Raw genomic sequence first — 21,796 nt, forward strand, 5'->3', positions numbered from 1 at the left:
CGCACCGGCTCAAGGCCGTCCGACTGAGCGCCGCCCGGCTCAGGGTGGGCCGGGGGGTGGTTCGACCTCCAGGAAGCGGCGCTTGCGCGGCCCGCGGTACAGCAGGGCCTCCCAGCCGAGCCCGCCCAGCACGCGGGCGCATTCGGCCAGGGCGCGCTCCTCCTCCTGGGCGGCGCCGCTGCCCGGGGGGCCCAGCCATTCGACCCGTACCGTCCCGGGCCCCTCCCCCGGCCCCACGCGGTAGCCGGTCGCCACACGCCGCCCTTCCGCGTCGACGGCCGAGGGCGCGAGCCCCGCGGCCTCCAGCGCCAGGGCGACCGCTCTGACCGGCCGGTTGCGCTCCCACGCGGCGGGCACCGCCGCCGGGTCGCCGCCCGCCACGTTGGTCAGGCGCCGGATCTGGAGCATCCCCTCGAACGCCACCCGCACCTCGGCCGCCCTGCGCTCGGCCGCCCCGGCCTCCGGCGGCGGTGCCGAGCCGTCCCCGGTCGCGGCCTCGAACCCGTCGTCGGTCACAGCAGCCTCCTGATGTCGCCCCGGACCCGGTAGAAGCCTCCCGACGCGGGGTGCAGCGCGTCCACCACGTACCGCGCTCCCGGCTCCCGTATCGCGCGCGGGAACTGGACGTTCCACGACCTCTCGTAACCGTCCGACACCACGTGCACGCGCACCCGGCCGCCCTCCTGGACGCACTCCACGACCACCGCTCCGGCGGGCGCCGCCGTCACCGTGGTCACCGAGGCGGCGGCGGTGGCCGGCGCGTACGTGGGCAGCGCGGCGGCCAGCTTCACGTCCCGGGCGACCGGCACCGTGCCCTGCTGGGCGGCCGTGATCGCCGCCTCGCTCGCGTCCACGCACACCAGGGAGCCGTCCGTGGTGACCAGGTAGAGCCGCTCCTCGTGGTACTGCATCGACAGCGCCGAGCCGCCGCCCGTGCCGAGCTTCCACAGGCGCGTGCCGTCCCGGTCGAAGCAGTACACGGACGACGCGGCGTCCCCGGCGAACACGAACCGGCCACCCGGCGAGGTGGCGCACGAGTAGACCGCGCTGTCGCAGCCGTACGTCGCCTCCAGCGCGCCGTTCGCCTTGGACAGCCGCTGCACCACCCGGTGCCCCGTGCCGGCGTACACGGCGTCGGCCTCCTGCCAGCCGAACAGCACCGCGCCCTTGGTGGGCGTGTGCCACAACTCGCCGCCGCCGTCCGGTGCGTACGCCGTCACGCCCCGGTGGTGGCCGTGGTAGACGGCCCGGTCGTCGGCGCGCACCATCCAGGCGTGTTCGCCCCGGCCGCCGCGCGCCCACTGGTGCTCGTCCTCGTGGTCGATCACGGTGAGGCGGCCGCCCCGGTCCGCGACGTTCAGCACGCCCTCGTGGATGTCGAGCCAGAAGATGTCCACGTCGGCGGCGATGTCGTACGCCGCGAACGGCAGCTTCGACGACAGGTCGTACACCCGGCCGTCGTCACACCCCGCGTAGATCCAGAAGTCGTCGGCGACCAGGCACTTGACGCCGTCGGGCAGGCTGAAGCGGGCGAGGACCTCCCCGCCGTGGTCCAGCGTGTACACGTCCCCCGACTGGTTGCCGACCCAGCAGCGCTCGTCGTCGACGTGGATGCCGAACGCCGACGAGCCCGTGCGGAACCGCCACAGCACCGGCGCGACCGCCCGAGCGGTGGACGGCGCCGAGGAGACCTGGCGCCGGGTGACCGCGCGGGGCGCGCGCTGCCCCGGGACGGCCGGCGCGTACCCCTTGCGGACCTTCTCGCCCACCTTCTTCGCCGCCGCGGCCTGTGCCTTCTGCGGCGTCGGGAACGTGGACGTCTGCGTCTGCCCGGCGGCCCCGATCCGCCCGTAGCGCACGGACACGACCTGCCCCTGCACCGTCACCTCGTAGAACTTGTGCGCACCGCCGCCGTCCTGTGACAGCTCCAGATACGTCGTCGACGTCGTCGACATGGCAGACCCCTCCCCAGGACGGACCCCGCGGCCTGTTCCGCGAGTCCCACTTCCTGAACGGTAGAAGGCACCACTGACAATCACCCGGCGCGGGCGGCCGGTTCGCGGATCGCTAGGGTCGCGAGCCATGACCGAAGCACCCTATGTACGGACCACCCGGCACTCCTACGACGCCATCGCCGCCGACTACGTGGCGTACGCCAGTGGCGACCTCGACGCCAAGCCGCTGGACCGCGCGATGCTCGCCGCCTTCGCCGAGACGGTACGGGCCGAGGGCGGGCAGGTCGCCGAGATCGGCTGCGGCACCGGCCGCATCACGGCACATCTGCACTCCCTCGGACTGGACGTCTTCGGCGTCGACCTGTCGCCCGGGATGCTGGAGATGGCCAGGCGGGCGTACCCGGACCTGCGGTTCGACGAGGGGTCGATGACCGGCCTGGCCCTGGGGGACGGCGTGCTCGGCGGCATCGTGTCCTGGTACTCGCTCATCCACATCGAGCCCGCCGACGTCCCGGGCGTGCTGGCCGAGTTCCACCGGGTGCTCGCCCCGGGCGGGCACCTGCTGCTGGCCTTCCAGGTCGGCGACGAGCCGCTGCGCCTGACCGAGGCGTTCGGACACACCGTCGCGCTCGACTTCCACCGGTGGTCCCCGGACCGCCTCGGCGCGCTGCTGACGGACGCGGGGTTCGCCGTGGACGCGCGCCTGGCGCGGGAGGCGCAGGCGACGGAGAGGACCCCGCAGGCCTGCCTGCTGGCCCACAAGCTGGCCCGGACGTAGCCACTTGGAGCAGTCCGGCGGGCGCGGGCGGCCGGGTGGCGGGGAGGATGGCACCGGGCGACGCCGGTCACCGGTGGGGTGCGGCACCACCGCGGCCGCGTGCCGACGAGCGGAGGGTGGAGCATGCAGCTCATGCGGAGGCGCCGGTACCGTAGCGCCGCCGCGCTGGCGGTGCTCGTGCTCCTCGCCGCCACGTCGCTGTGGCTGAATCCCGCCCGGTGGCCACTGGGCAGCGCGTCGTCGTCACCGGAGCGTGCGCGGCAGCCCCATCACCAGGGCCCCCGGCCCGCCATCGTGCCGCGCCGGGCCTGGCACGCCGAGACCGTGGACACCGCCCCGGCCGGTGCCGCCCGCTACGCCCCGGCCGTGAAGGCCGCCGTCATCCACCACACCAGCACCCCGAACGGTTACGACTGCGCCACCGTGCCGCGCACGCTGCGCGATCTGTACGCGGGGCACGCCTACGGCAGGCACTGGGACGACATCGGCTACAACTTCCTCGTCGACGCGTGCGGCACCATCTACGAGGGCCGGGCGGGCGGCGTCGACCGGCCGGTGATCGGGGCGCACACGAAGGGGTTCAACGAGGGGACGGTCGGCATCGCCGCGATCGGGACGTTCACGCGCGGGGAGACGGTCCCGGCGCCCATGCTGGAGGCGATCGCGCGACTGGTGGCCTGGAAGCTCGGCCCCAGGGGCCCCGATCCGCGCGGCCGGGTCGCCCTGGTGTCCACGCACGACGAGGCGCGCTACCCGAAGGGGACGAAGGCGGTGCTGCCGGCGGTCGGCGGCCACACGGACGGCTACCCCACGCGCTGTCCGGGAGCCGCCCTGTACGAGAGACTGCCCGACATCGCCGCGAGGGCCGCCCGCCTCCAGCGCCGGGGCGGCGCGGCGCTGGAGGCGGAGGACCGGGGCGGGGACGACGCGGCTTCGCCCGTGCGGGACCGGGCTCCGGGCCCGGGCGGGGGCCAGGACCGGGACCGGGACCGGGACCGGGACCGGGATGGGGGCGGGGATGGGGGCCGGGACGGTCAGCCCGCCGCGCCGAAGTTCTGGACCCACCAGGGCCCGTTGGACCGGAGGTTCACGCCCACGCCGACGTCCTTGAACTCGCAGTTCACGATGTTCTTGCGGTGGCCCGAGCTGGCCAGCCAGTCCCGCACGGCACGGGCGGGGTCCCTGGGGCCCCGGTGGATGTTCTCGCCCCACGTACGCCAGTTGTAGCCCGCCGCCTCCATCCGGTCGCCCGCGTCGCGCCCCTCGGGGCTGTTGTGGGCGTAGTAGTCGCGGTCGGCCATGTCGTCGGCGTGTCGCTGGGCGGCGCCGCGGAGCCGGCTGTCGACCCGCACCGGTGAGCAACCCGCCTTGGCACGGGCGGCGTTGACCAGGGCGACGATCCGCTCCGCGTACTCGGCGGCGGCCCCGACGGCCTGGCCGCCTGGCTCGCGCGCGGGCCTCACCTCCCGGCCCGTGCCGGGTACGGCCTCCGCACGGGTGACGCCGGGGGCCTCGCTGTCGCGGCCGGTGTCGCCGGCCATGAGGATCCCGGCGACCACGGCGGCGGCCGCCGCCGTACCGGCGACCACGATGCCGAGACCCTGCCGGGTCCGGGAGCGCCTCGGCGTGCGTTGTTCGTGGGGGTGCGGCTGCACGGGGACTCCGCTCCGCTCTTCGACCCGGTTCCTACGAAGAGAAGACTTCCGTACGGGTCTCCGCCGGAAACCGCCCGTACGCGTAAACGGGCCACATGAGGAGGTCGTCAGGAGGTCGTCAGTAGGTCGTCCAGGAGGCTGTCCAGGACCGGCCGCCCCGCTCCGATCGAGCCAGCCATGGGGCAGGATGTGCGAAGGCTCGCCGGACTTGTTCGATAAAACCCGTCCGGCGGTGGTGGATTCAAGCCGCGAGAGCGGAGCCGAGAGCAGAAGGGACATCGAGGGTGTCAGCCCCGCACGTGAGCACTGAGAGCGCCTCGCCCGCCGAGCATGTCGTGGATGTCGTGGGCGTCGTGGATGTCGTGGACGTCGTGCTGTCCGTCGTGGCAGAGGTGACCGGCGCCGGGCCCCACCGGCTGACGGACAACTTCTACGACTTCGGCGGCACCTCCCTGGACGCGATACGCATATGCCTGCGCGTCGGCCGCGAACTCGGCCTGGACGTCGCCCCCGAGACCCTCCTGGACAGCGACGACCTCGCCGGTTTCGCCTCCGCCGTGACCGCCGCCAGGGACGCCCGGTGACCGGCGCCGCCGTGGCACCCGGGCTCGCCGTGGCACCGGGCGCAGCCCAGCTCCTCGCGACCGACGCCGACACCGGCACCGGCACCGGCACCGGCGTGGGTACGGATGCGGGGGACGGCGGGCGCCCGTCTCTGATCCACGAGGCCGTCGAACGGCACGCCGCGCGCGTGCCGGACGCCATCGCCCTCGTCGACGGCGCCCGGCGCGTCGGCTACGCGGAGCTGGACGCGGCGGCCGACGCATGGGCGGCGCAACTCCTGGACCTGGGCGCCGGACCGGGCGGGTTCGTGCCGGTCGTGCTGCCGCGTTCGGCGACGCTGGTGGCGGCCCTCCTGGGCGTGCTCAAGACCGGGGCCGCGTACGCCGCCCTGGATCCCGGCTGGCCCGTCGAGCGGCTGCGCGCGGTGACCGGGATGCTCGCGCCCCGCGTGATGGTGGCGCCGGACCCGTGGGAGGGCCGGGAGGCCTGGGACGGCCCACTGTGCGCGCCGTCGCCGAGCGGCCTCGGGCCCCGCGACGCCGTGGCGCGGCCCGACGGCCCTCGGCCGCAACGGGCACCGCGGCCGCCGGTGGACGGCTCCTGCCCCGCCACGGTCTTCTTCACCTCCGGCACCACGGGCCGCCCCAAGGCGGTGGTGTCCGGGCACCGGGCCACGCTCAGCCTGTTCGACGGCGGCTTCGAGCCGTTCACCTCCGGCGGCACGAGGGGGCCCGTCATGCCCCAGGCGGCACCGGTCTCCTGGGACGGATTCACGCTGGAGACCTGGGGCCCACTGGTCAACGGCGGGACCAGTGTGCTCCTCGACAGCGGCTACCTGCTGCCCGGCACCCTGCGTGCCCTCGTCGAGCGCGAGGGGGTGGACACCGTCTGGCTCACCGCCTCGCTGTTCCACCTCTTCGTCGACGAGGACCCCGGCTGCTTCGCCGGGCTGCGCCATGTGCTGACCGGTGGCGAACGGCTCTCCGTGCCCCGGGTGCGGGCCTTCCTGGACCGCCATCCGGACGTCGGGCTGACCAACGGTTACGGGCCCGTCGAGACGTGCGTGTTCGCCACCGCCCGGCGCGTGCGCCGCTCCGACTGCGACGTCCCGGCGGGAATCCCGGTCGGCGAGCCGGTCCCGGGCCGCCGCGTGCACATCCTGGCGGACGGCGGCCGGCCGGCGGCGCCGGGCACCACGGGAGAGATCTGCGTCTCGGGTGACGGCGTCGCACTGGGCTACCTGGGCGACGCGGAACTGACCGCCCGTATGTTCCCCACCGTCACCGTCGACGGCGTACCCACCCGGCTGTACCGGACCGGGGACCTCGGGTTCCAGGACGGCGACGGCGTCGTGCACTTCACCGGGCGCGCGGACCGGCAGGTCAAGGTGCGCGGCCACCGCGTCGAACCGGAGGAGGTGGAGGCGGTCGTACGTGCCCTGTCCGGCGTGGCCGACTGCGCGGTCGTCCCCGTTCCCGGCGCGAACGGCGGGTACGAGCGGCTGGCGCTCTTCTACACGCAGGCCCCCGGCGACGACCCGCTGCCGCCCCCGGCCGTGCGCCGGGCACTGACCGCGAGGCTGCCCCGCCACCTCGTGCCGGACCTGGTACGACGGCGGGCCGACCTGCCGCTCACCGCCAACGGGAAGCTGGACCGGTCCGCGCTGCTGCGCACGCTCCCGCAAGGCCGAAGCGGTGGCTCCGGCGGCAACGGCACGGAGGCCGGCGCGTGAGCACGTACGAGAACGGGGACGCCCCCACCACCCACCCCATGTCGTTCGAGCAGGAGTCGATCTGGCTGAACGACCAGTTCCAGGCGGGGGCCGGGCGTTATGTCGAGTCCTGGATCCACCGCCTGCACGGCGACATCGATGTCCGGGCCGTCGGGGCGGCGCTGACCGGCGTCGTCGCCCGCCACGAACCCCTGCGTACCGCCCTGGTCATGGAGGACGGCCGGACGGTGCAGCGAGTGGCCCCACCCGAGCCGGTGCCGCTCACGGTGCGGCGCGTCGAACCCGGCGCGGTGGCCGACGCGGTACGGGCGGCCGTCTCCGGTCCGCTGCCCACGGACCGGCCGCCGCTGCTGCGCGCGACGCTGCTGCGCACCGGTGAGCGGGACGCCGTCCTGGCGCTCGCGCTGCACCACGCGGTCATCGACGGGTGGTCGTTCCGCCTGCTCGACGAGGAGTTCAGCGAGCTGTACCGGGCGGCCGTCGAGGGCGGTGCGCCCGGCCTGCCGGAGCTGACCACGACGTTCGGCGCGTACGCCCGTACCCAGCGCCAACAGGCGCGGTCCGCGCCGGACGACGGCATGGAGTACTGGCGCCGGACGCTGGACGGCGCACCCGCCGAGTCCACGTTCCCGCTGGACCGACCGCGCCCGGCGGTTCCGGACCACCGGGGCGGGATGGCCGAGTTCGCCGTCGGCCCGGAGCTCGCCGACGCCGTACGCGAGGCCTGCCGCCGGCTCCGTACGACCCCCTTCGTGTTCTTCACCGCCGCCCTGACCGCCCTGATGACGCGGCTGGGCGGCCAGGACGACATCGTGCTGGGCACCCCCGTCACACGGCGCGACCGACTGGAGCTGGAGCCGCTGATCGCCTGCCTGAGCGACGTCATGCCGCTGCGTCAGCGCGTCCGCCCCGGGCAGACGTTCCGGGAGCTGGTCAAGGAGAGCGCCGCCGTCGTACGCGGGGCCATGGCGCACCGTCACGTCCCGCACAGCCGGCTGGTGGCCGAGTTGGCGGGCGAGCGGGTGCCGGGGCGGTTCCCGCTGTTCCAGGTCGTGTTCACGGTCGACGACTCCGGTGCCCCCGGGCTGCGGCTCCCGGGTGTGGCCACGGAACGCGTCCACGGACACAACGGCACGGCCAAGTTCGACGTGTTCCTCGAACTCGTCCCGTGCGAGCGCCAGGGCGGTTATCGGGCGCTGATGGAGTACGCGACCGGGGTCTTCGACCCATCGACCGCCGAGCGCCTGGCCGAGCGCTTCCTGGCTGTCGTCGAGGACGCCACCCGGAACCCGGACGTGGCCGTGGAAGACCTGGCCGTCATGCCGGAGACGGAACGGCGACTGGTGACCGAGACGCTGCCCCGGGGCCCCGAGCCCCAGGGCCCCCGGCCACTCCCGCACGCCCACGAGCTCGTCGCCCGGACGGCGCGGTCGGCACCGGACGCCCCCGCCATGGTGCACGGCGAGCGGACCATGACGTATGCCGAGCTCTGGGACGCCTCCCATGGCCTTGCCCAATGGCTGGTGTCCCAGGGGCTGGCCCGAGAGCGGATAGGTATCCGCATCGGGCGGTCGACCGATGCCCTCGTCGCCCTCCTGGGCACCCTCCGGTCCGGTGCCGCCTGCGTCCCGCTGGACCCCGCCCTCCCCGCCGAACGCACCGCCCACATGGTCCGCGACAGCCGTATGGCCGCCATCCTGACCACCCGGACGACGGGGACTCCCCCGGAGACCGGGGCCGGCATACGCGTGCTGTTCCTGGACGACGTCCCGAGCGGGCACCCAGGCCCTCCCCTTCCCGGGACGTCCCCGGAGGACCTGGCGTACGTCGTGTACACCTCCGGCTCCACCGGGCGTCCCAAGGGCGTGGCCCTGCCCCACCGGTCGCTGGCGGCGCTCCTCGACTGGCAGTGCCGCTCCTCCGCCGCGGGCGCCGGCTCGCGCACGCTCCAGTTCGCACCGCTCGGCTTCGACGTGGCGTTCCAGGAGACCTTCTCCACATGGGCGTGCGGCGGGGCGCTCGTCCTCACCGACGACGGGACGCGCGGCGACCCGCACCGCCTTCTCGACCTCATCGAGCGGCACGCGGTCGACCGGCTCTTCCTGCCCTACGTGGCTCTGCAACAGCTCGCCGAGTACGCCGTGGCCGCCGGCCGTTCCGCCGAGAGCCTCCGGGAGGTGATCACGGCCGGTGAGCAGTTGTACGTGACCCCGGCGATCCGGAGGTTCTTCGCCACCGCGTGCCCGAGGGCGCGGCTGGAGAACCAGTACGGCCCCTCGGAGACCCATGTGGTCACCGCCCACCCCCTCACCGGCGCGCCGCCGGCGTGGCCGGACCGCCCGCCGATCGGGCGACCGGTGCCGGGCAGCAGGGTGTACGTCCTGGACGGCCGGCTGCGGCCGTGTCCCGTGGGCACGGCAGGCGAGATCTGCGTCGGCGGGGACGCGGTCGCGGTCGGCTACCTCTCCGAGGACGCCGCGCGGGCCGACCGGTTCCTGCCGGACCCCTTCGACGCGGGCCGGCCCGGCGCCCTGCTGTACCGCACCGGGGACCTCGGCCGGTTCCTGCCGGACGGCACGATCCAGTTCCTCGGCCGCGACGACGACCAGGTCAAGATCCGTGGGTACCGGGTCGAGCCCGGCGAGGTGGAGGCCGCGCTGAAGGCGGTGCCGGGCGTGACCGACGCCGTGGTGCACGTGGACGGGACGGGCGCGGACGAGAAAAGGCTCGTGGCGTACTTCACGGCGACCACGGCGACCGGCCCGGACGGGCCCGAGACGGACGGGCCCGAGGCGGACGGGCCAGAGGCGGAACGGGTGCGCGCGGCGCTCCTGGAGCGGCTCCCGCGCCACCTGGTCCCGGCGGCCCTCGTCCGCGTCCCGGGCCTCCCGCTCACCGCCAGCGGCAAGACGGACCGGGCGGCGGTGCACCGGCTGTACGCGCCCCCGGCGCCCCCGGCATCCCCGCCGTCCCCGGCGCCCCAGCCGCCCCCGGCGTCCCCGTTGCCCCAGCCGCCCTCGACGCCCGCCGCCCCGGTCACGCCGACCATCGCGGCCGCACCCACCGGCCCCGGCTCATCCACCGCCCCGGCCCCGTCCACCTCATCCACCGCACCCGCCCCCGCCCAGCCGCCGGACCGCCTGGCCGCGATCTGGGCCGAGGTGCTGCGGACCGGGAGCCCCGACCCGGACCGGTCGTTCTTCTCCCTGGGCGGCGACTCCCTGCTGGCCGTACGGCTGTCGGTCCGCCTCCGTACCGAACTGGGACTGGACGTCCGCCCCGCCGACGTCGTCGCGGCCCCCACCCTGGCCGCGCTGGCGGCGCTCGCCGGCTCACGCGCCCGGGCCGTCCCGGTCATCGCCCGCGAGACGCTCGCCGCGGACGTCGTGCCCGCGCGGGAGGTGGTGCGCGTCGCCGACGAGCCGCGTCACATCCTGCTGACGGGCGCCACCGGCTTCCTGGGCGCGTTCCTGCTGCGCGAGCTGCTGGAGCGGACCGGTGCCGTGGTGCACTGCCTCGTCCGCGCCGAGGAGACGGCCGCGGCCGGGAAGCGGCTCCGCGCCGCGCTGGAGCACTACCGGTTGTGGGACGACTCGCGCGCGCACCGCGTCCGGGCGGTAGCCGGCGACCTCTCCCTGCCCCGGCTGGGGCTCGGGCAGGACCGGTTCGACGAGCTGGCGCGGACGGTCGACGTGGTGTTCCACTCCGGCGCCGAGGTGAACCTGGCGTACGGCTACGAGCGGCTGAAGGCGGCCAACGTCGACGGCACCGCGGAAGTGCTGCGCCTGGCCGCCGCCCACCGCACGGTCCCGCTGCACCATGTCTCCACCGTCGGGGTCTTCCCGCCGGCCGGTCCGCCGTCGGGGCGGGTCCTGCCCGGTCAGCCGCTGGGGGACGTCACGCTGCTGCGCAACGGGTACGCCGAGTCGAAGTGGGTGGCCGAGACGCTGGTCGCCCAGGCCCGGGAGCGCGGCCTGCCCGTCACGGTGTACCGCCCCACACGGATCGCCGGCGCGAGCGGGACCGGGGTGTGCCAGACCTCCGACTTCCTGTGGCTGCTGGTGAAGGGCTGCGTCGAGGCGGGCATCGCGCCGGGCGACTATGTCTCCGACTTCGATCTGGTGCCGGTGGACCACGTCAGCGGGGCGATCGCCGTCCTGGCCGCCGATCCGTCGGCCGCCGGGGAGACGTTCCACGTATCCAGCGAGCGGCTGCGCACGTTCGGCGGCATCGCGGACCGGCTGAGGTCCCTGGGGTACCGGCTGGACGACGTACCCCTGGAGCACTGGCACCGCCACCTGGAGCGGCACCCGGAGAATCCGGCGTACCCGCTCCTCGGTCTCCTCCCGCCCACGGGCCCGCACCCGGGGACGCCGAACGAGCCGGACTCCCCGCTGTTCGACTCGTCCTCCACCCGCCGGGGCCTGCACGGCTCCGGTGTGGTGTCCCCGGAGGTCGACGACCGACTCTTCGACCGCTATGTCCGCTTTTTCGTGCGGGAAGGCTTCCTGCCGTCGCCGACCGCTGGAAAGGAGCTCGACCCCTGTCGAGAAGACGTCGATCACGAGATATCTTGATGTCGAGCAATGTTGCAGACGTGGAGCGGAGCACCCGGTGACTGACTCGACCATCATCTATACACACACTGACGAGGCCCCGGCCCTGGCCACGTACTCGTTCCTGCCCGTGATCGAGGCGTACGCCTCGACGGCCGGGGTCAGCGTGGAGACCCGGGACATCTCGCTGGCGGGCCGGATCATCGCCGGCTTCCCCGAGTACCTCCAGGAGGGGCAGCGCATCGACGACGCGCTCGCCGAGCTGGGCGAGCTGGCCAAGACGCCCGAGGCCAACATCATCAAGCTGCCGAACATCTCGGCGTCGATCCCGCAGCTCAAGGCCGCGGTCGCCGAGCTCCAGCAGCAGGGCTACGCGCTGCCGGACTACCCGGACGACCCGAAGACCGACGAGGAGCGGGACATCCGCGCCCGCTACGACAAGGTCAAGGGCAGCGCCGTCAACCCGGTGCTGCGCGAGGGCAACTCCGACCGCCGCGCCCCCGCGTCGGTCAAGAACTACGCCAAGACCCACCCGCACCGGATGGGCGCGTGGACCCCCGAGTCCAAGACCAACGTCGCCACCATGGGCCAGAACGACTTCCGCTCCACCGAGAAGTCCGTGGCGATCTCCGAGGCCGGCTCGCTCCGTATCGAGCTCGCGGGTGACGACGGCACGACCACGGTGCTGCGCGAGTCCGTTCCCGTCCTGGCGGGCGAGGTCGTCGACGCGTCCGTCATGCGCGTCGCCGCGCTGCGCGAGTTCCTCACCGCGCAGGTCGCCCGCGCCAAGGCGGAGGGCGTGCTGTTCTCCGTGCACCTGAAGGCCACGATGATGAAGGTCTCCGACCCGATCATCTTCGGTCACGTCGTGCGCGCCTTCTTCCCGAAGACGTTCGCGAAGTACGGCGAGACGCTCGCCGCGGCCGGTCTGACCCCGAACGACGGTCTGGGCGGCATCTACAAGGGCCTGGAGTCCCTGCCCGAGGGCGCCGAGATCAAGGCGTCCTTCGACGCCGAGCTGGCCGAGGGCCCGGAGCTCGCCATGGTCGACTCCGACAAGGGCATCACCAACCTGCACGTCCCCTCCGACGTCATCGTCGACGCCTCCATGCCGGCCATGATCCGCACCTCCGGTCACATGTGGGGTCCGGACGGCCAGGAGCACGACACGCTCGCCGTCCTGCCGGACAGCAGCTACTCCGGCGTCTACCAGGTCGTCATCGACGACTGCCGGGCCAACGGCGCGTACGACCCGGCGACCATGGGCTCGGTGCCCAACGTCGGCCTGATGGCGCAGAAGGCCGAGGAGTACGGCAGCCACGACAAGACCTTCGAGATCCCCACCACGGGCACCGTCCGTCTCGTCGACGCGGCCGGCAACGTCGTCCTGGAGCAGGCCGTTTCGGCCGGCGACATCTTCCGCGCCTGCCAGACCAAGGACGCGCCGATCAAGGACTGGGTGAAGCTGGCCGTCACCCGCGCCCGCGCGACCGGCGACCCGGCGGTGTTCTGGCTGGACGAGACCCGCGCCCACGACGCGGTGCTCATCGAGAAGGTCAAGCAGTACCTCCCGGAGCACGACACCGAGGGCCTGGACATCCGCATCATGTCCCCGGTCGAGGCGACGAAGCTGTCCGTCGAGCGCATCCGCCGCGGCGAGAACACGATCTCGGTCACCGGCAACGTACTGCGTGACTACCTGACCGACCTGTTCCCGATCCTGGAGCTGGGCACCAGCGCCAAGATGCTCTCGGTCGTCCCGCTGATGAACGGCGGCGGTCTGTTCGAGACGGGTGCCGGCGGCTCCGCGCCCAAGCACGTCCAGCAGCTCGTCAAGGAGAACTACCTGCGCTGGGACAGCCTGGGCGAGTTCCTCGCCCTCGCGGTCAGCTTCGAGCACCTCGCGCAGACCACGGGCAACGCCCGCGCCCAGGTCCTGGCCGACACGCTGGACCGCGCGACCGCGACGTTCCTCAACGAGGACAAGTCGCCGAGCCGTCGCCTGGGTGGCATCGACAACCGCGGCAGCCACTTCTACCTGGCGATGTACTGGGCGCAGGAGCTGGCCAAGCAGACCGAGGACGCCGACCTCGCGAAGGCGTTCGCCCCGATCGCGCAGACGCTCACCGACAACGAGCAGAAGATCGTCGACGAGCTGATCGCGGTCCAGGGCAAGCCGGCCGACATCGGCGGCTACTACCACCCCGACCCGGCCAAGGCCTCGGCGGTCATGCGCCCGTCGGAGACCTTCAACCAGGCTCTCGCGACCCTGGGCTGACGCCACGGCAGCACCACGCGACGACCGCCCCGGCCGGGACCTCCGGCCGGGGCGGTCGTCTCGTCCGGCCTAGTGGCCGGGCGGCTGGTAGTGCACGTCCCGCGCCTTGCGCAGGGCGTCCATCGTCTCGTCCACGGTGATGAGAACCGTCGTCTCGAACGACGCCAGCGCGCCTCCCCCGGTGATGGCCAGTGCGACCGCGGCCATGGACGTGTTGTCGGGGGCTTCCCACAGCGTGCAGCCGTCGTGCCGGCCGAAGGCGTACCAGAAGCCGTGCAGCCTGCCCCCGACCGACTCGATGTACGTCCGAGCCGCCGTGCGGCGGTCTTCCGGGTTGTCGATCAGCCTGGCCCAGGTTTCCGGCGTGTAGCTGAATCGCGTCATGTAGAGCGGCATCGTCTCTTCCTCACGTGCCCCGCTTCCGCGCGGGCGTGCCGTAGAAGCAGAAGCCGCACTCTAACCGGAGGAGATCCTTCCGGAGCGGGACCGCACCGAGTCCGCGTGTCACCGAAAAATGCGCGAGGGGCCGTTTCGGAATAATCCGAAACGGCCCCTCATCTACGACTCTCACGAGTCGGGACGACAGGATTTGAACCTGCGACCCCTTGACCCCCAGTCAAGTGCGCTACCAAGCTGCGCCACGTCCCGATGCGCGTGTCCCGCGGCTTTCGCCGTGGTGAGCGCGCAAGAGAAGATTACCTCACTCCGGGGGCGGGTTCGTGTCGCGGGTCAGGAGGGCGTGGTCGGCGAGGGCGCGGGCGGCGAGGGTGTCGGCGCCGCAGGCGGCGGCCAGGGCGGCGGCGTGGGTGAGCCGGGCCGGGGAGCGGAGGGCCAGGGCGTACTCGTGGCGGGCCAGCGCGTGTTCGTACGCCGACGGGGACGCCTCCAGGTGGTGGACCGCCTGGGACAGGAGCTGGACGGCTTCGTCGGGGCGGGCGAACAGGGCGGCGCAGCGGAGGGCTTCGCCGATGGCGGTGTCGGTGCCGAAGCGTTCGGCCTGGACGCGGGCCCGGGTGGCGAGGCGGGCGGCGCGGGCGGGGTCCTCGGTGGCCAGGGCGCGGGCGAGGTCGCAGGCCCAGGGCGCCCACAGGCCGTTGTGGCGGTCGCGGGCCTCGAAGGCGCGGCCGGCGGCTTCCAGTTCGGCGACGGCTTCGTTCGTACGGCCTTCGGCGAGGAGCAGGCGGGCGTGGACGCAGGGGCCGTCCGGCATGAGCATGGCGCTGGGCCAGGGCGGGCCGAAGCGGTAGCGGGTGGCGACGCCGCGTGCTTCGGTGACCCGGCCGCGGGCGAGCAGGGTGTCGATGAGCAGGCACGCCGCGTCCCACTGGACGGGCAGTCCGCTGCCGACCCGGTCGGCGAGGCGCAGGCCCTCGCGGAGGAAGCTCTCGGCCTCGACGAGGGCGCCGCGGCGGCGGTGGGCGAGGCCGACGAGGGTGTGCGCGAAGGCGAGGTGGGCGCCGCTCCAGCCGGAGATCTCGAAGGCGCGTACCGCCTCCTCGAACAGGGCCAGGGCACGGTCGGGCCGGTCCGTGAAGGCGTACGTGACGCCGACCATGGCGGGGGTCTCGAAGCCCCACTCGGTGTCGGTCCAGCTCAGGCCGCGCGCCGGGCGGCCGTCGACGAGGGCGCGGTCGCACAGGTCCAGGACCAGTTCGGCGTCCTCGCCGCGCAGCATGGCGTCGAAGGCCCGCAGGGACAGCAGGGCGCGCTCGGCGTTGTCGGCGCCGGGGAGGTGGTCGGCGAGGCCGGCAAGGCGGCGGGAGCGGCCGGGCCCGTCGTCCTCGGTGGCCCGGAACGCCTCGTACATGAAGTGGGCCGCCTGCAGCCGGGTGCGGGCGGCGCCGGCGGGGGTGCGGGCGGCCTCGGCGGCGACGGAGTGGGCGGCCTCGCGGAGCTGGTCGTTGTGGGCGAGTGCCTGGGCGAGGCGGCAGGTGGCGTCGGTGCGGAGGGCTCCGTCGAGGCCGGGTAGGGCGAGGGCGGAGCGCAGGTGGCGCACGGTGGCCGGGGGTGAGGTGAGGAGGGCGGCGCAGCCGAGCTCGTAGAGGACCTGGGCGTAGGCGTGCGGCGGCGGGGGTTCCTGGAGCGCGCGTTCCAGGCAGCGGCGGGCGGCGTCGGGGGCCCCGACGGCGAGGTGTTCGCGGGCCGCCCGGCGCAGTTGGTCGACGACTTCCTCGTCGTCGTCCGGGTGGATCTCCAGCAGGTGGCGGGAGGCGGCCGCAGCGCCGAGACCGGCGCGGGCGACGGCCCAGGCGGCCCGGCCGTGCATGGCGGTGCGGGTGGCGGGCGGGATGGAGCGGTATATGGCGGTGGCGATGAGCGGGTGGACGAACTCCAGCGGGTCGGAGCCGGTGACGATCCGGGCCTCCCGGAGCCGTTCGGTGCAGCCGGCCGCCTCGGCGGGGGTCATCCCGGCCAGGGTGGCGGCGAGCCCCCGCGAGATGTCGGTGCCGAGCACGGCGGCGGCCCAGGCGAGCCGGGTGGGTCCGGTGCCGAGCCGTTCCAGCCGGGCGACCAGTCCGCTGCCGCGCGCGGAGGAGCCGAGGTCGCGCAGTTGGGGCACCGACCGCTCGACCGGGTCGAGCATCCGGTCCTGGACCTTGGCGAGGAGTTCCACCGTTTCGTACGGATTGCCGCCGGTCACCGCCCACACCTCGCGGCAGAACGGGTCGTCCGCCCCGTCACCGAGGGTGCCCCGGGCCAGTTCGGCGGTCGCGCCGGGGCTGAACGGGTGCAGGGTGACGCGCAGCCGGGCGGCGGCGCCGAGCCGGTCGAGCAGGGTGGCCACGGGCCCGGGCGGCGGGTCGCCGCGGTGGGCGAGGACGACGAGCAGCGGCAGGCTCGGCAGGCTCACGGCCAGCGAGGCGAGCCAGGTCAGGGATTCGGTGTCCGCCCAGTGCGCGTCGTCGACGAGCAGGACGAGGGGCCGGGCGCGGTGGCGCTCGGCGAGCCGGGCGACGACCCAGTCGAGGCCGTCCCGTACGCCCTGGGGGTCGGCGGCGGGCCCGCTGGGGGCCGCGATGCCGAGGGCGGGGGCGGCGACGTCGTACCAGTCGCCGAACAGGGGCCCGACCCGGTCGTCGCCGATCGCGGCGAGGGCAGGCCGCAGCAACTGGCGTACGACGTGGAAGGGCACGGAGGTGACGGTCTCGCCGCCTTGCGCGCCGTGGACGGTGCACCGGTCCCGGGCGAGCCGGCGGACCTCGGCGAGCAGCGCCGTCTTGCCGATGCCGGCCTCGCCCCGGTAGATCAGCAGGCCGCCCGAGGCGGCGGGGCCGCACAGTGCCGCCACCGCGCGGCCGGCGGCGGCGAGCTCGGGCTCGCGCTCCAACAGCGGTACGGCAAGCCGGTGTTCCGGCCGGGACGGCAGCATCGCCTTCCCTCCCCCACGAGTACCCGACGAGTCCCCACACATCGTGGCAAGGTGAGCGTAGCCCCGTGCCCCGGGTGGCGGACATGGTTGGGACAGTGCCCGCCGGACGGGTGACAATTGGGGCGTGAACAGGACGCGACGGGACCGGGACGAAGAGGGGCGGGCACGCAACGCGCGCCCGAGGGACGGCCTGGGCCGCCCCCTGCCGTACGGCGAGGCGGGGGTGGAGCGGCAGCCCGAGGGGGTGGAGCGCACGCCGGCCGAGACCGTGCGGGAGGCGCAGCGGCTGCTGGACGCGGGGATGCCGTTCCACGCCCACGAGGTGTTCGAGGACGCCTGGAAGTCCGGCCCGGAGGAGGAACGGGAGCTGTGGCGGGGGCTGGCGCAGCTCGCGGTGGGGCTCACCCATGCCGCCCGGGGCAACACGGCGGGCGGGGCGCGGCTGCTGTTGCGGGGCGCGGACCGGATCGGGGCGTTCACCGACCGTCCGTACGGGATCGACGTGGGCGGTCTGGTGGCGTGGGCGCGGGAGCTGGCGGGGCGGCTGGAGGGGGTCGTCGATCCGGTGGCGGAGGCGCCGAGGCTGCGGGGGTGATCACCGGGCGCCCGGACCGGGTTCCCAGGTGAGGTGGAGTTCCCGGGGCGAGCGGTGGATCAGGGTGGGCCGCATCACGACGTCGTGTCCCTCGGCGAGGCGCAGGCCCGGCAGGCGGCGGGCGAACAGCTCGATGGTGAGCCGGAGTTGGGCGCGGGCGAGCTGGGAGCCGGGGCAGCCGTGCGCGCCGTGGCCGAAGGCGACGTGGCGGATGTGGGGGCGGGTGAGGGGCCGGGTGATGTCGAAGGTGTCGGCGCGCTCGTAGCGGGTCTCGTCGCGGTTGGCCGAGCCGTACGCCACGAACACCGTGGCCCCGGCGGGCAGTCGAGTGCCGGCCAGGGTGACGGGGCGGGTGGTGGTGCGGCGGAAGCCCTGCACGGCGGTGTCGTAGCGGACCGCCTCCTCCACGGCGGCGGGGATCAGCTCGGGCTTGGCGCACAGCAGGCGCCACTGGTCGGGGTGGCGGAGGAGGTGGAGCAGGGTGGTGCCGATGAGCGCGGTGGTGGTCAGGTGGCCGGCGATGAGGAAGTTCTGGAGGGTGGCGACCAGTTCGTGGCGCTGGTCGAGGGTGAGTTCACCGGTACCGGGGGCGAGGGCGGCGACGAGGGCGGAGCACAGGTCGTCGCGCGGGTGGACGCGCCGGTCGCGTATGCAGGTGTCCAGGAGGTGCTGGAGGGCGACGACGTCCTCGGCGGCCTCGACCTGCTCGGCCTCGGTCATCGGCCGGAACAGCAGTTGTTCGGCGCGGTGGCCGCCGTGGACGGCGGCCGGGACGTCGGCGGGGTCCAGGCCCAGCAGGCGCCCGACGACCGCGCCGGGGAGCTTTCCGGCGTACGAGGCCATCAGCTCGGTGCGGCCGTCGGCGGCGAAGCCGTCGACCAGTTCGTCGGCGACCTCGGCCGCGTACGGCAGGAGCGCGGCCACCCGGGCGGCGGACAGGCCGCTGTTGAGGGGCGCGCGGTGGCGCCGGTGGGCGGGGCCGTCGGTCGTGACGACGGTCGGCCGGTTGCCGAGGCCCCGGCCGAGGACGGCGAGCGCGGCGGGCGAGGGCATCACATCGGGGCGCAGGGACTGGGCGGACGAGAACTCCTCGGGCCGCAGCAGCACTTCACGGACGTCCGCGTCGCGGGCCACCAGCCAGGCGTCCAGCTCGGGTACGTAGGTGAGCCCCTCGGCGCGGCGCGCACGTGAATAGACGGGGTACGGATCGCGCTGGAGCGCGTCCAACGCCGCGCTCGGCCCGGCGGGCCCGGCCGGGGTGGACGGGGTGGACGGGGTGGACGGGGCGGCGGCTGCCGGGGTGGTGGGGTCGGCGGGGGCTGGGTGACCGGCGGCGGCTGCCGAGGTGGTGGGGTCGGCGGGGGCGGTGGGGTCCATGCGGCGGCGCCTCCTGGCGGAAGGGTGCGGGCACGGTGCGGTCCGGCCATGGTGCACGAGCGGCCGTGCGCCGGGAAGACGGCGGCCCCACGTCAGGCGTCGGCCGGGGCGTCAGGCGTCGGCCGGGGGGAGGCCCAGCGCCGGGAGGATCACCGCGTCGACGTACGCGGGCAGCGCGTCCGCCCCGCCGAAGCGGTCCTCGAAGAGCCGCTCGATGCGCAGGACGCCCAGGAAGCCGGGGGCGACGAAGGCGATGGCCGGGTTGTCGGCGGCGATCTCGCCCCGTTCGACGCCCCGCCGCAGCATCGCGTCGAGCGCGGCGACCTCGGGGTTGATGACCGTTTCGCGCAGCGCCCGGCGCAGGTCGGGGTGCTGGAGGTAGGCCTGCCCGACGGCCTCCATCAGCTCGGTGTCCCGGCCCCGGCGCCCGGCGGCGGCGACCGCGGCCGCGCGCAGGTCACCGGCCAGGGAGCCGGTGTCGATGCCGGTGAACAGACTGCACCGGCTCTTGTCGAGCGCGGCCGTGACCAATTGGGACTTGGTCTTCCACTGGCGGTACAGCGTGGCCTTGCCGCACTTGGTACGGGCGGCGACGCCCTCCATGGTCACGGCGTCGTAGCCGCCCTCCCGCAGCAGGTCGAGGACCGCCCCGTACAGCTCCTGCTCGCGCTCCGGGGTGATCTTGCTGCGGCGCGCGGCGGCCGTGGCGGCCTGCGTGGACATCGGTTCCTCCACGGGTGCGGGCGGGACGTCGTGCACGTACGGGAGCCGTGCACGTACGAGAGTAGGCGGCGCTCAATCGAGACGCAAACGTATCGAGACGTTTGCGTCTCGATAAAATCGGATCTACGCTTCCTCCGTTTTTGTTTCTGATGTGAACCTTCAGAGGGGCCGAGCATGGCTGCCGGGATACCGCCGGATAGGACCACCGCCCCGCGGCCGCCCCTGGTGCGCGAGGTACTGCTGGTGACGGCGCTGTTCCTCGTCTACAAACTCGGCCGGCTCGTCGCCAACGGGCACGAGGGCCTGGCCTTCGGCAACGCGGACCGGGTCTGGCACCTGGAGCGGGCCGTCCACCTGCCGGGCGAGGGCGGGGTGCAGGACCTGCTGCTGGACAGTGGGACCGCCCTCGTCCACACCGCCAACGCCTACTACGCGTGGGTCCACTTCCCGGCCACGGTCGCCTTCCTCACCTGGCTGTACTGGCGCAGGCCCGCCCACTACCTCTGGGCGCGCCGCGTCCTGGCGCTGCTGACCGCCACCGCGCTCGCGCTGCACCTGCTCGTGCCGCTCGCACCGCCGCGCATGCTGGCCGAGGCGGGGCTCGTCGACACCGCGCGGCTCTACGGGCCGTCCGTGTACGGCGCCACTCCCGCGACGGACACCATGGCGAACCAGTTCGCGGCGATGCCGTCGCTGCACTTCGGGTGGGCGCTGGTGGTGGCCCTCGGGCTGATCGCCGCCACGCGCGGGCGGTGGCGCGGCCTGTGGCTGCTCCACCCGTTGGTCACCCTGCTGGTGATCGTCGGGACGGCGAACCACTACTGGGTGGACGCGCTGGTGGCCACGGTGCTGCTGGCCGCCTGCCTGATCCTCGTACGAGTGGCCCCGGTACGCGCGGCGGCGCCGCGATGAGGGCCACGCTGTTCGCCGTGCTGCTCTCGCTCGCGTCGGCCGCCGGGTACGCGCTGGCGGCGGTCGCCCAATCGCGGCTGGCGGCGGTACCCGGGCCTGCCCGGGCACTGCCGGCCCGGCCGCTGTGGTGGTGGGCGGTCGGGCTGAACGGGGCCGGCGCGCTCACCCATGTCGCGGCGCTCCACTACGGGCCGCTCACCCTGGTGCAGCCGCTGGGCGCCCTGACGCTGGTCGCCGCACTGCCGGTCGGGGCGTACTACGAGCGGCGGCGCGTGACGCGGACGGAGTGGCGGGGCGCGCTGTGGACGCTGGGCGGTCTGGTCGGCCTGGTCGCGGTGGTGGGCCCGGCGGCGCCGGGCGACGCGCTGTCGCTGCCGGAGGCGCTGGCGGTGGTGGCGGTGGCGGCCGCGGGGATCGCCGTGCTGGTACGCCGAGGGGGCCGGGCACTGGGGCCGGGGCTCGGGCTGGGGCTGGGGCTGGGGCTGGCCACGGCGTCGGGTATCTCGTCGGGCGTGGCCTCGGCGCTGACGCAGACCGTCACCGCGTCCATGGCGCGGGAGCTGCCCGGCGGACCGATGACCTGGTGGCAGACGGCGCTCCTGGCGCTGCTGGTGTCGGTGTTCGCCGTGGGCGGGCTGCTGCTGTCGCAGGCGGCGTTCCGGGGCGGGCTCGCGGCGCCGCTCGCCGTGGTCAACCTCGCCAACCCGGCGGCGGCCGCCGTCATCGGCGTCGCCCTGCTCGGCGAGACGTTCCGGGCGGGCCCGGTCGGCTGGCCGGTCGCGGCGGCGGCCGGCGCGGTGGCGGCGCGCGGGGTGGTCCTCCTGACGGCCGGTCACCCGGCGCCCGTGCCCGCGCCCCGGGCGCCGGAAGCCGATCCGAGTCCGGCGACCCCGTGACCCGCGCGGTCACGTGCGGTCACCCCTTGAGCAGCTCCACCAGCACGGCCGCGTGGCTGCGTTCCGGGTCCTTGGAGGCGGTGAGCAGCGTGAGCGGCCCCTTACGGGCGAGGTCACGCAGCCGGTCGAGGGCCTCGGCGGCCTCCGGCTCGGCGAGCTCGGCCTCGTACCGGCGCCGGAACTCCTCGTAGGCGTCGCCCTCCGCCGCGTGGTACCAGCGCCTCAGCTCGGTGGACGGAGTGAGGGACTTGGGCCACTCGTCGACGTGCGCGTCCGCCTTGGACAGGCCGCGCGGCCAGAGCCGGTCGACGAGGACTCGTACCCCGTCACCGGGTTCGGCCGGATCGTAGATGCGGCGGATCTTCGGTCTTTTCGGGCGAGAAGCGGCTCGCGTCATGCTTCCCA

At 74.4% G+C, this 21,796-nt stretch carries 16 protein-coding genes, 1 tRNA gene and 1 pseudogene; 9 read left to right on the forward strand and 9 right to left on the reverse strand.

The window, feature by feature from the left end; genetic code table 11:
- Positions 1-39: 39 nt before the first annotated feature.
- Both ACZ46W_RS01610 and ACZ46W_RS01615 read right to left on the reverse strand, forming a co-directional pair.
- Complete coding sequence (locus ACZ46W_RS01610; protein ID WP_468329616.1) at positions 40-516, reverse strand: hypothetical protein; 477 nt, start codon at positions 514-516, stop codon at positions 40-42.
- On the reverse strand, positions 513-1,955 hold the full coding sequence (locus ACZ46W_RS01615) for a WGR domain-containing protein (protein WP_468329618.1): 1,443 nt from the start codon (positions 1,953-1,955) through the stop codon (positions 513-515). Before ACZ46W_RS01615 ends, ACZ46W_RS01610 begins: the two co-directional genes overlap by 4 nt.
- 127 nt (positions 1,956-2,082) lie before the next feature.
- Between ACZ46W_RS01615 and ACZ46W_RS01620 the strand changes: the two genes are divergently transcribed.
- The gene (locus tag ACZ46W_RS01620) at positions 2,083-2,733 is read left to right on the forward strand and encodes a class I SAM-dependent DNA methyltransferase (RefSeq protein WP_468329621.1); all 651 of its coding nucleotides are present in this window, start codon (positions 2,083-2,085) and stop codon (positions 2,731-2,733) included.
- Between the two features lie 132 nt (positions 2,734-2,865).
- Positions 2,866-3,417, forward strand: a pseudogene (locus tag ACZ46W_RS01625) (peptidoglycan recognition protein family protein); the annotation flags it as partial.
- A gap of 350 nt (positions 3,418-3,767) precedes the next feature.
- On the opposite strand, the gene ACZ46W_RS01630 reads toward ACZ46W_RS01625, so the two are convergent.
- Positions 3,768-4,388 carry a CAP domain-containing protein gene (locus ACZ46W_RS01630; protein ID WP_468329624.1) on the reverse strand — a complete coding sequence of 207 codons (621 nt, stop codon included), beginning with the start codon at positions 4,386-4,388 and terminating at the stop codon, positions 3,768-3,770.
- A gap of 299 nt (positions 4,389-4,687) precedes the next feature.
- Between ACZ46W_RS01630 and ACZ46W_RS01635 the strand changes: the two genes are divergently transcribed.
- The 4 genes from ACZ46W_RS01635 to ACZ46W_RS01650 are packed head-to-tail and all read left to right on the forward strand — an operon-like array spanning position 4,688 to position 13,518.
- Positions 4,688-4,972: a phosphopantetheine-binding protein gene (locus ACZ46W_RS01635; protein WP_468329627.1), complete on the forward strand. Its 285-nt coding sequence runs from the start codon at positions 4,688-4,690 to the stop codon at positions 4,970-4,972.
- Positions 4,969-6,684, forward strand: a complete 1,716-nt coding sequence (locus ACZ46W_RS01640) for an amino acid adenylation domain-containing protein (protein ID WP_468329630.1) — start codon at positions 4,969-4,971, stop codon at positions 6,682-6,684. Before ACZ46W_RS01635 ends, ACZ46W_RS01640 begins: the two co-directional genes overlap by 4 nt.
- Positions 6,681-11,261, forward strand: coding sequence for a non-ribosomal peptide synthetase (locus ACZ46W_RS01645; protein WP_468329632.1), 4,581 nt, complete (start codon positions 6,681-6,683; stop codon positions 11,259-11,261). The genes ACZ46W_RS01640 and ACZ46W_RS01645 overlap by 4 nt, the downstream gene beginning before the upstream one ends.
- 37 nt (positions 11,262-11,298) lie before the next feature.
- The gene (locus ACZ46W_RS01650) at positions 11,299-13,518 is read left to right on the forward strand and encodes an NADP-dependent isocitrate dehydrogenase (RefSeq protein ID WP_468329635.1); all 2,220 of its coding nucleotides are present in this window, start codon (positions 11,299-11,301) and stop codon (positions 13,516-13,518) included.
- A gap of 69 nt (positions 13,519-13,587) precedes the next feature.
- On the opposite strand, the gene ACZ46W_RS01655 is transcribed toward ACZ46W_RS01650, so the two are convergent.
- From ACZ46W_RS01655 to ACZ46W_RS01665, 3 genes are all read right to left on the reverse strand, one after another.
- A complete protein-coding gene (locus ACZ46W_RS01655; protein WP_468329638.1) occupies positions 13,588-13,914 on the reverse strand; it encodes a GYD domain-containing protein in 327 nt (108 codons plus the stop codon).
- Positions 13,915-14,092: 178 nt separating this feature from the next.
- Positions 14,093-14,166, reverse strand: a tRNA-Pro gene (locus ACZ46W_RS01660).
- Positions 14,167-14,218: 52 nt separating this feature from the next.
- Entirely contained in the window at positions 14,219-16,888 is a 2,670-nt protein-coding gene (locus tag ACZ46W_RS01665; protein ID WP_468329641.1) for an ATP-binding protein, read from the reverse strand.
- A 124-nt stretch (positions 16,889-17,012) separates the two neighbouring features.
- Between ACZ46W_RS01665 and ACZ46W_RS01670 the strand changes: the two genes are divergently transcribed.
- Positions 17,013-17,483, forward strand: coding sequence for a DUF309 domain-containing protein (locus ACZ46W_RS01670; protein ID WP_366126117.1), 471 nt, complete (start codon positions 17,013-17,015; stop codon positions 17,481-17,483).
- Here ACZ46W_RS01670 and ACZ46W_RS01675 read toward each other — a convergent pair whose 3' ends face one another.
- Together ACZ46W_RS01675 and ACZ46W_RS01680 are read right to left on the reverse strand one after the other, a co-directional pair.
- A complete protein-coding gene (locus tag ACZ46W_RS01675; RefSeq protein ID WP_468329644.1) occupies positions 17,484-18,860 on the reverse strand; it encodes a cytochrome P450 in 1,377 nt (458 codons plus the stop codon). It abuts the gene before it with no gap.
- A gap of 111 nt (positions 18,861-18,971) precedes the next feature.
- Positions 18,972-19,583, reverse strand: coding sequence for a TetR/AcrR family transcriptional regulator (locus ACZ46W_RS01680; protein WP_468329647.1), 612 nt, complete (start codon positions 19,581-19,583; stop codon positions 18,972-18,974).
- A gap of 174 nt (positions 19,584-19,757) precedes the next feature.
- On the opposite strand from ACZ46W_RS01680, the gene ACZ46W_RS01685 reads away from it, so the two are divergent.
- Both ACZ46W_RS01685 and ACZ46W_RS01690 read left to right on the forward strand, forming a co-directional pair.
- A complete protein-coding gene (locus ACZ46W_RS01685; RefSeq protein ID WP_468329649.1) occupies positions 19,758-20,495 on the forward strand; it encodes a phosphatase PAP2 family protein in 738 nt (245 codons plus the stop codon).
- The gene (locus ACZ46W_RS01690; RefSeq protein ID WP_468329652.1) at positions 20,492-21,391 is read left to right on the forward strand and encodes a DMT family transporter; all 900 of its coding nucleotides are present in this window, start codon (positions 20,492-20,494) and stop codon (positions 21,389-21,391) included. Before ACZ46W_RS01685 ends, ACZ46W_RS01690 begins: the two co-directional genes overlap by 4 nt.
- Positions 21,392-21,410: 19 nt before the next feature.
- Here ACZ46W_RS01690 and ACZ46W_RS01695 read toward each other — a convergent pair whose 3' ends face one another.
- Positions 21,411-21,788, reverse strand: a complete 378-nt coding sequence (locus ACZ46W_RS01695; protein WP_468329655.1) for a DUF488 domain-containing protein — start codon at positions 21,786-21,788, stop codon at positions 21,411-21,413.
- Positions 21,789-21,796: the final 8 nt, after the last annotated feature.

It is taken from the genome of Streptomyces sp. NPDC031064 (assembly GCF_055570965.1).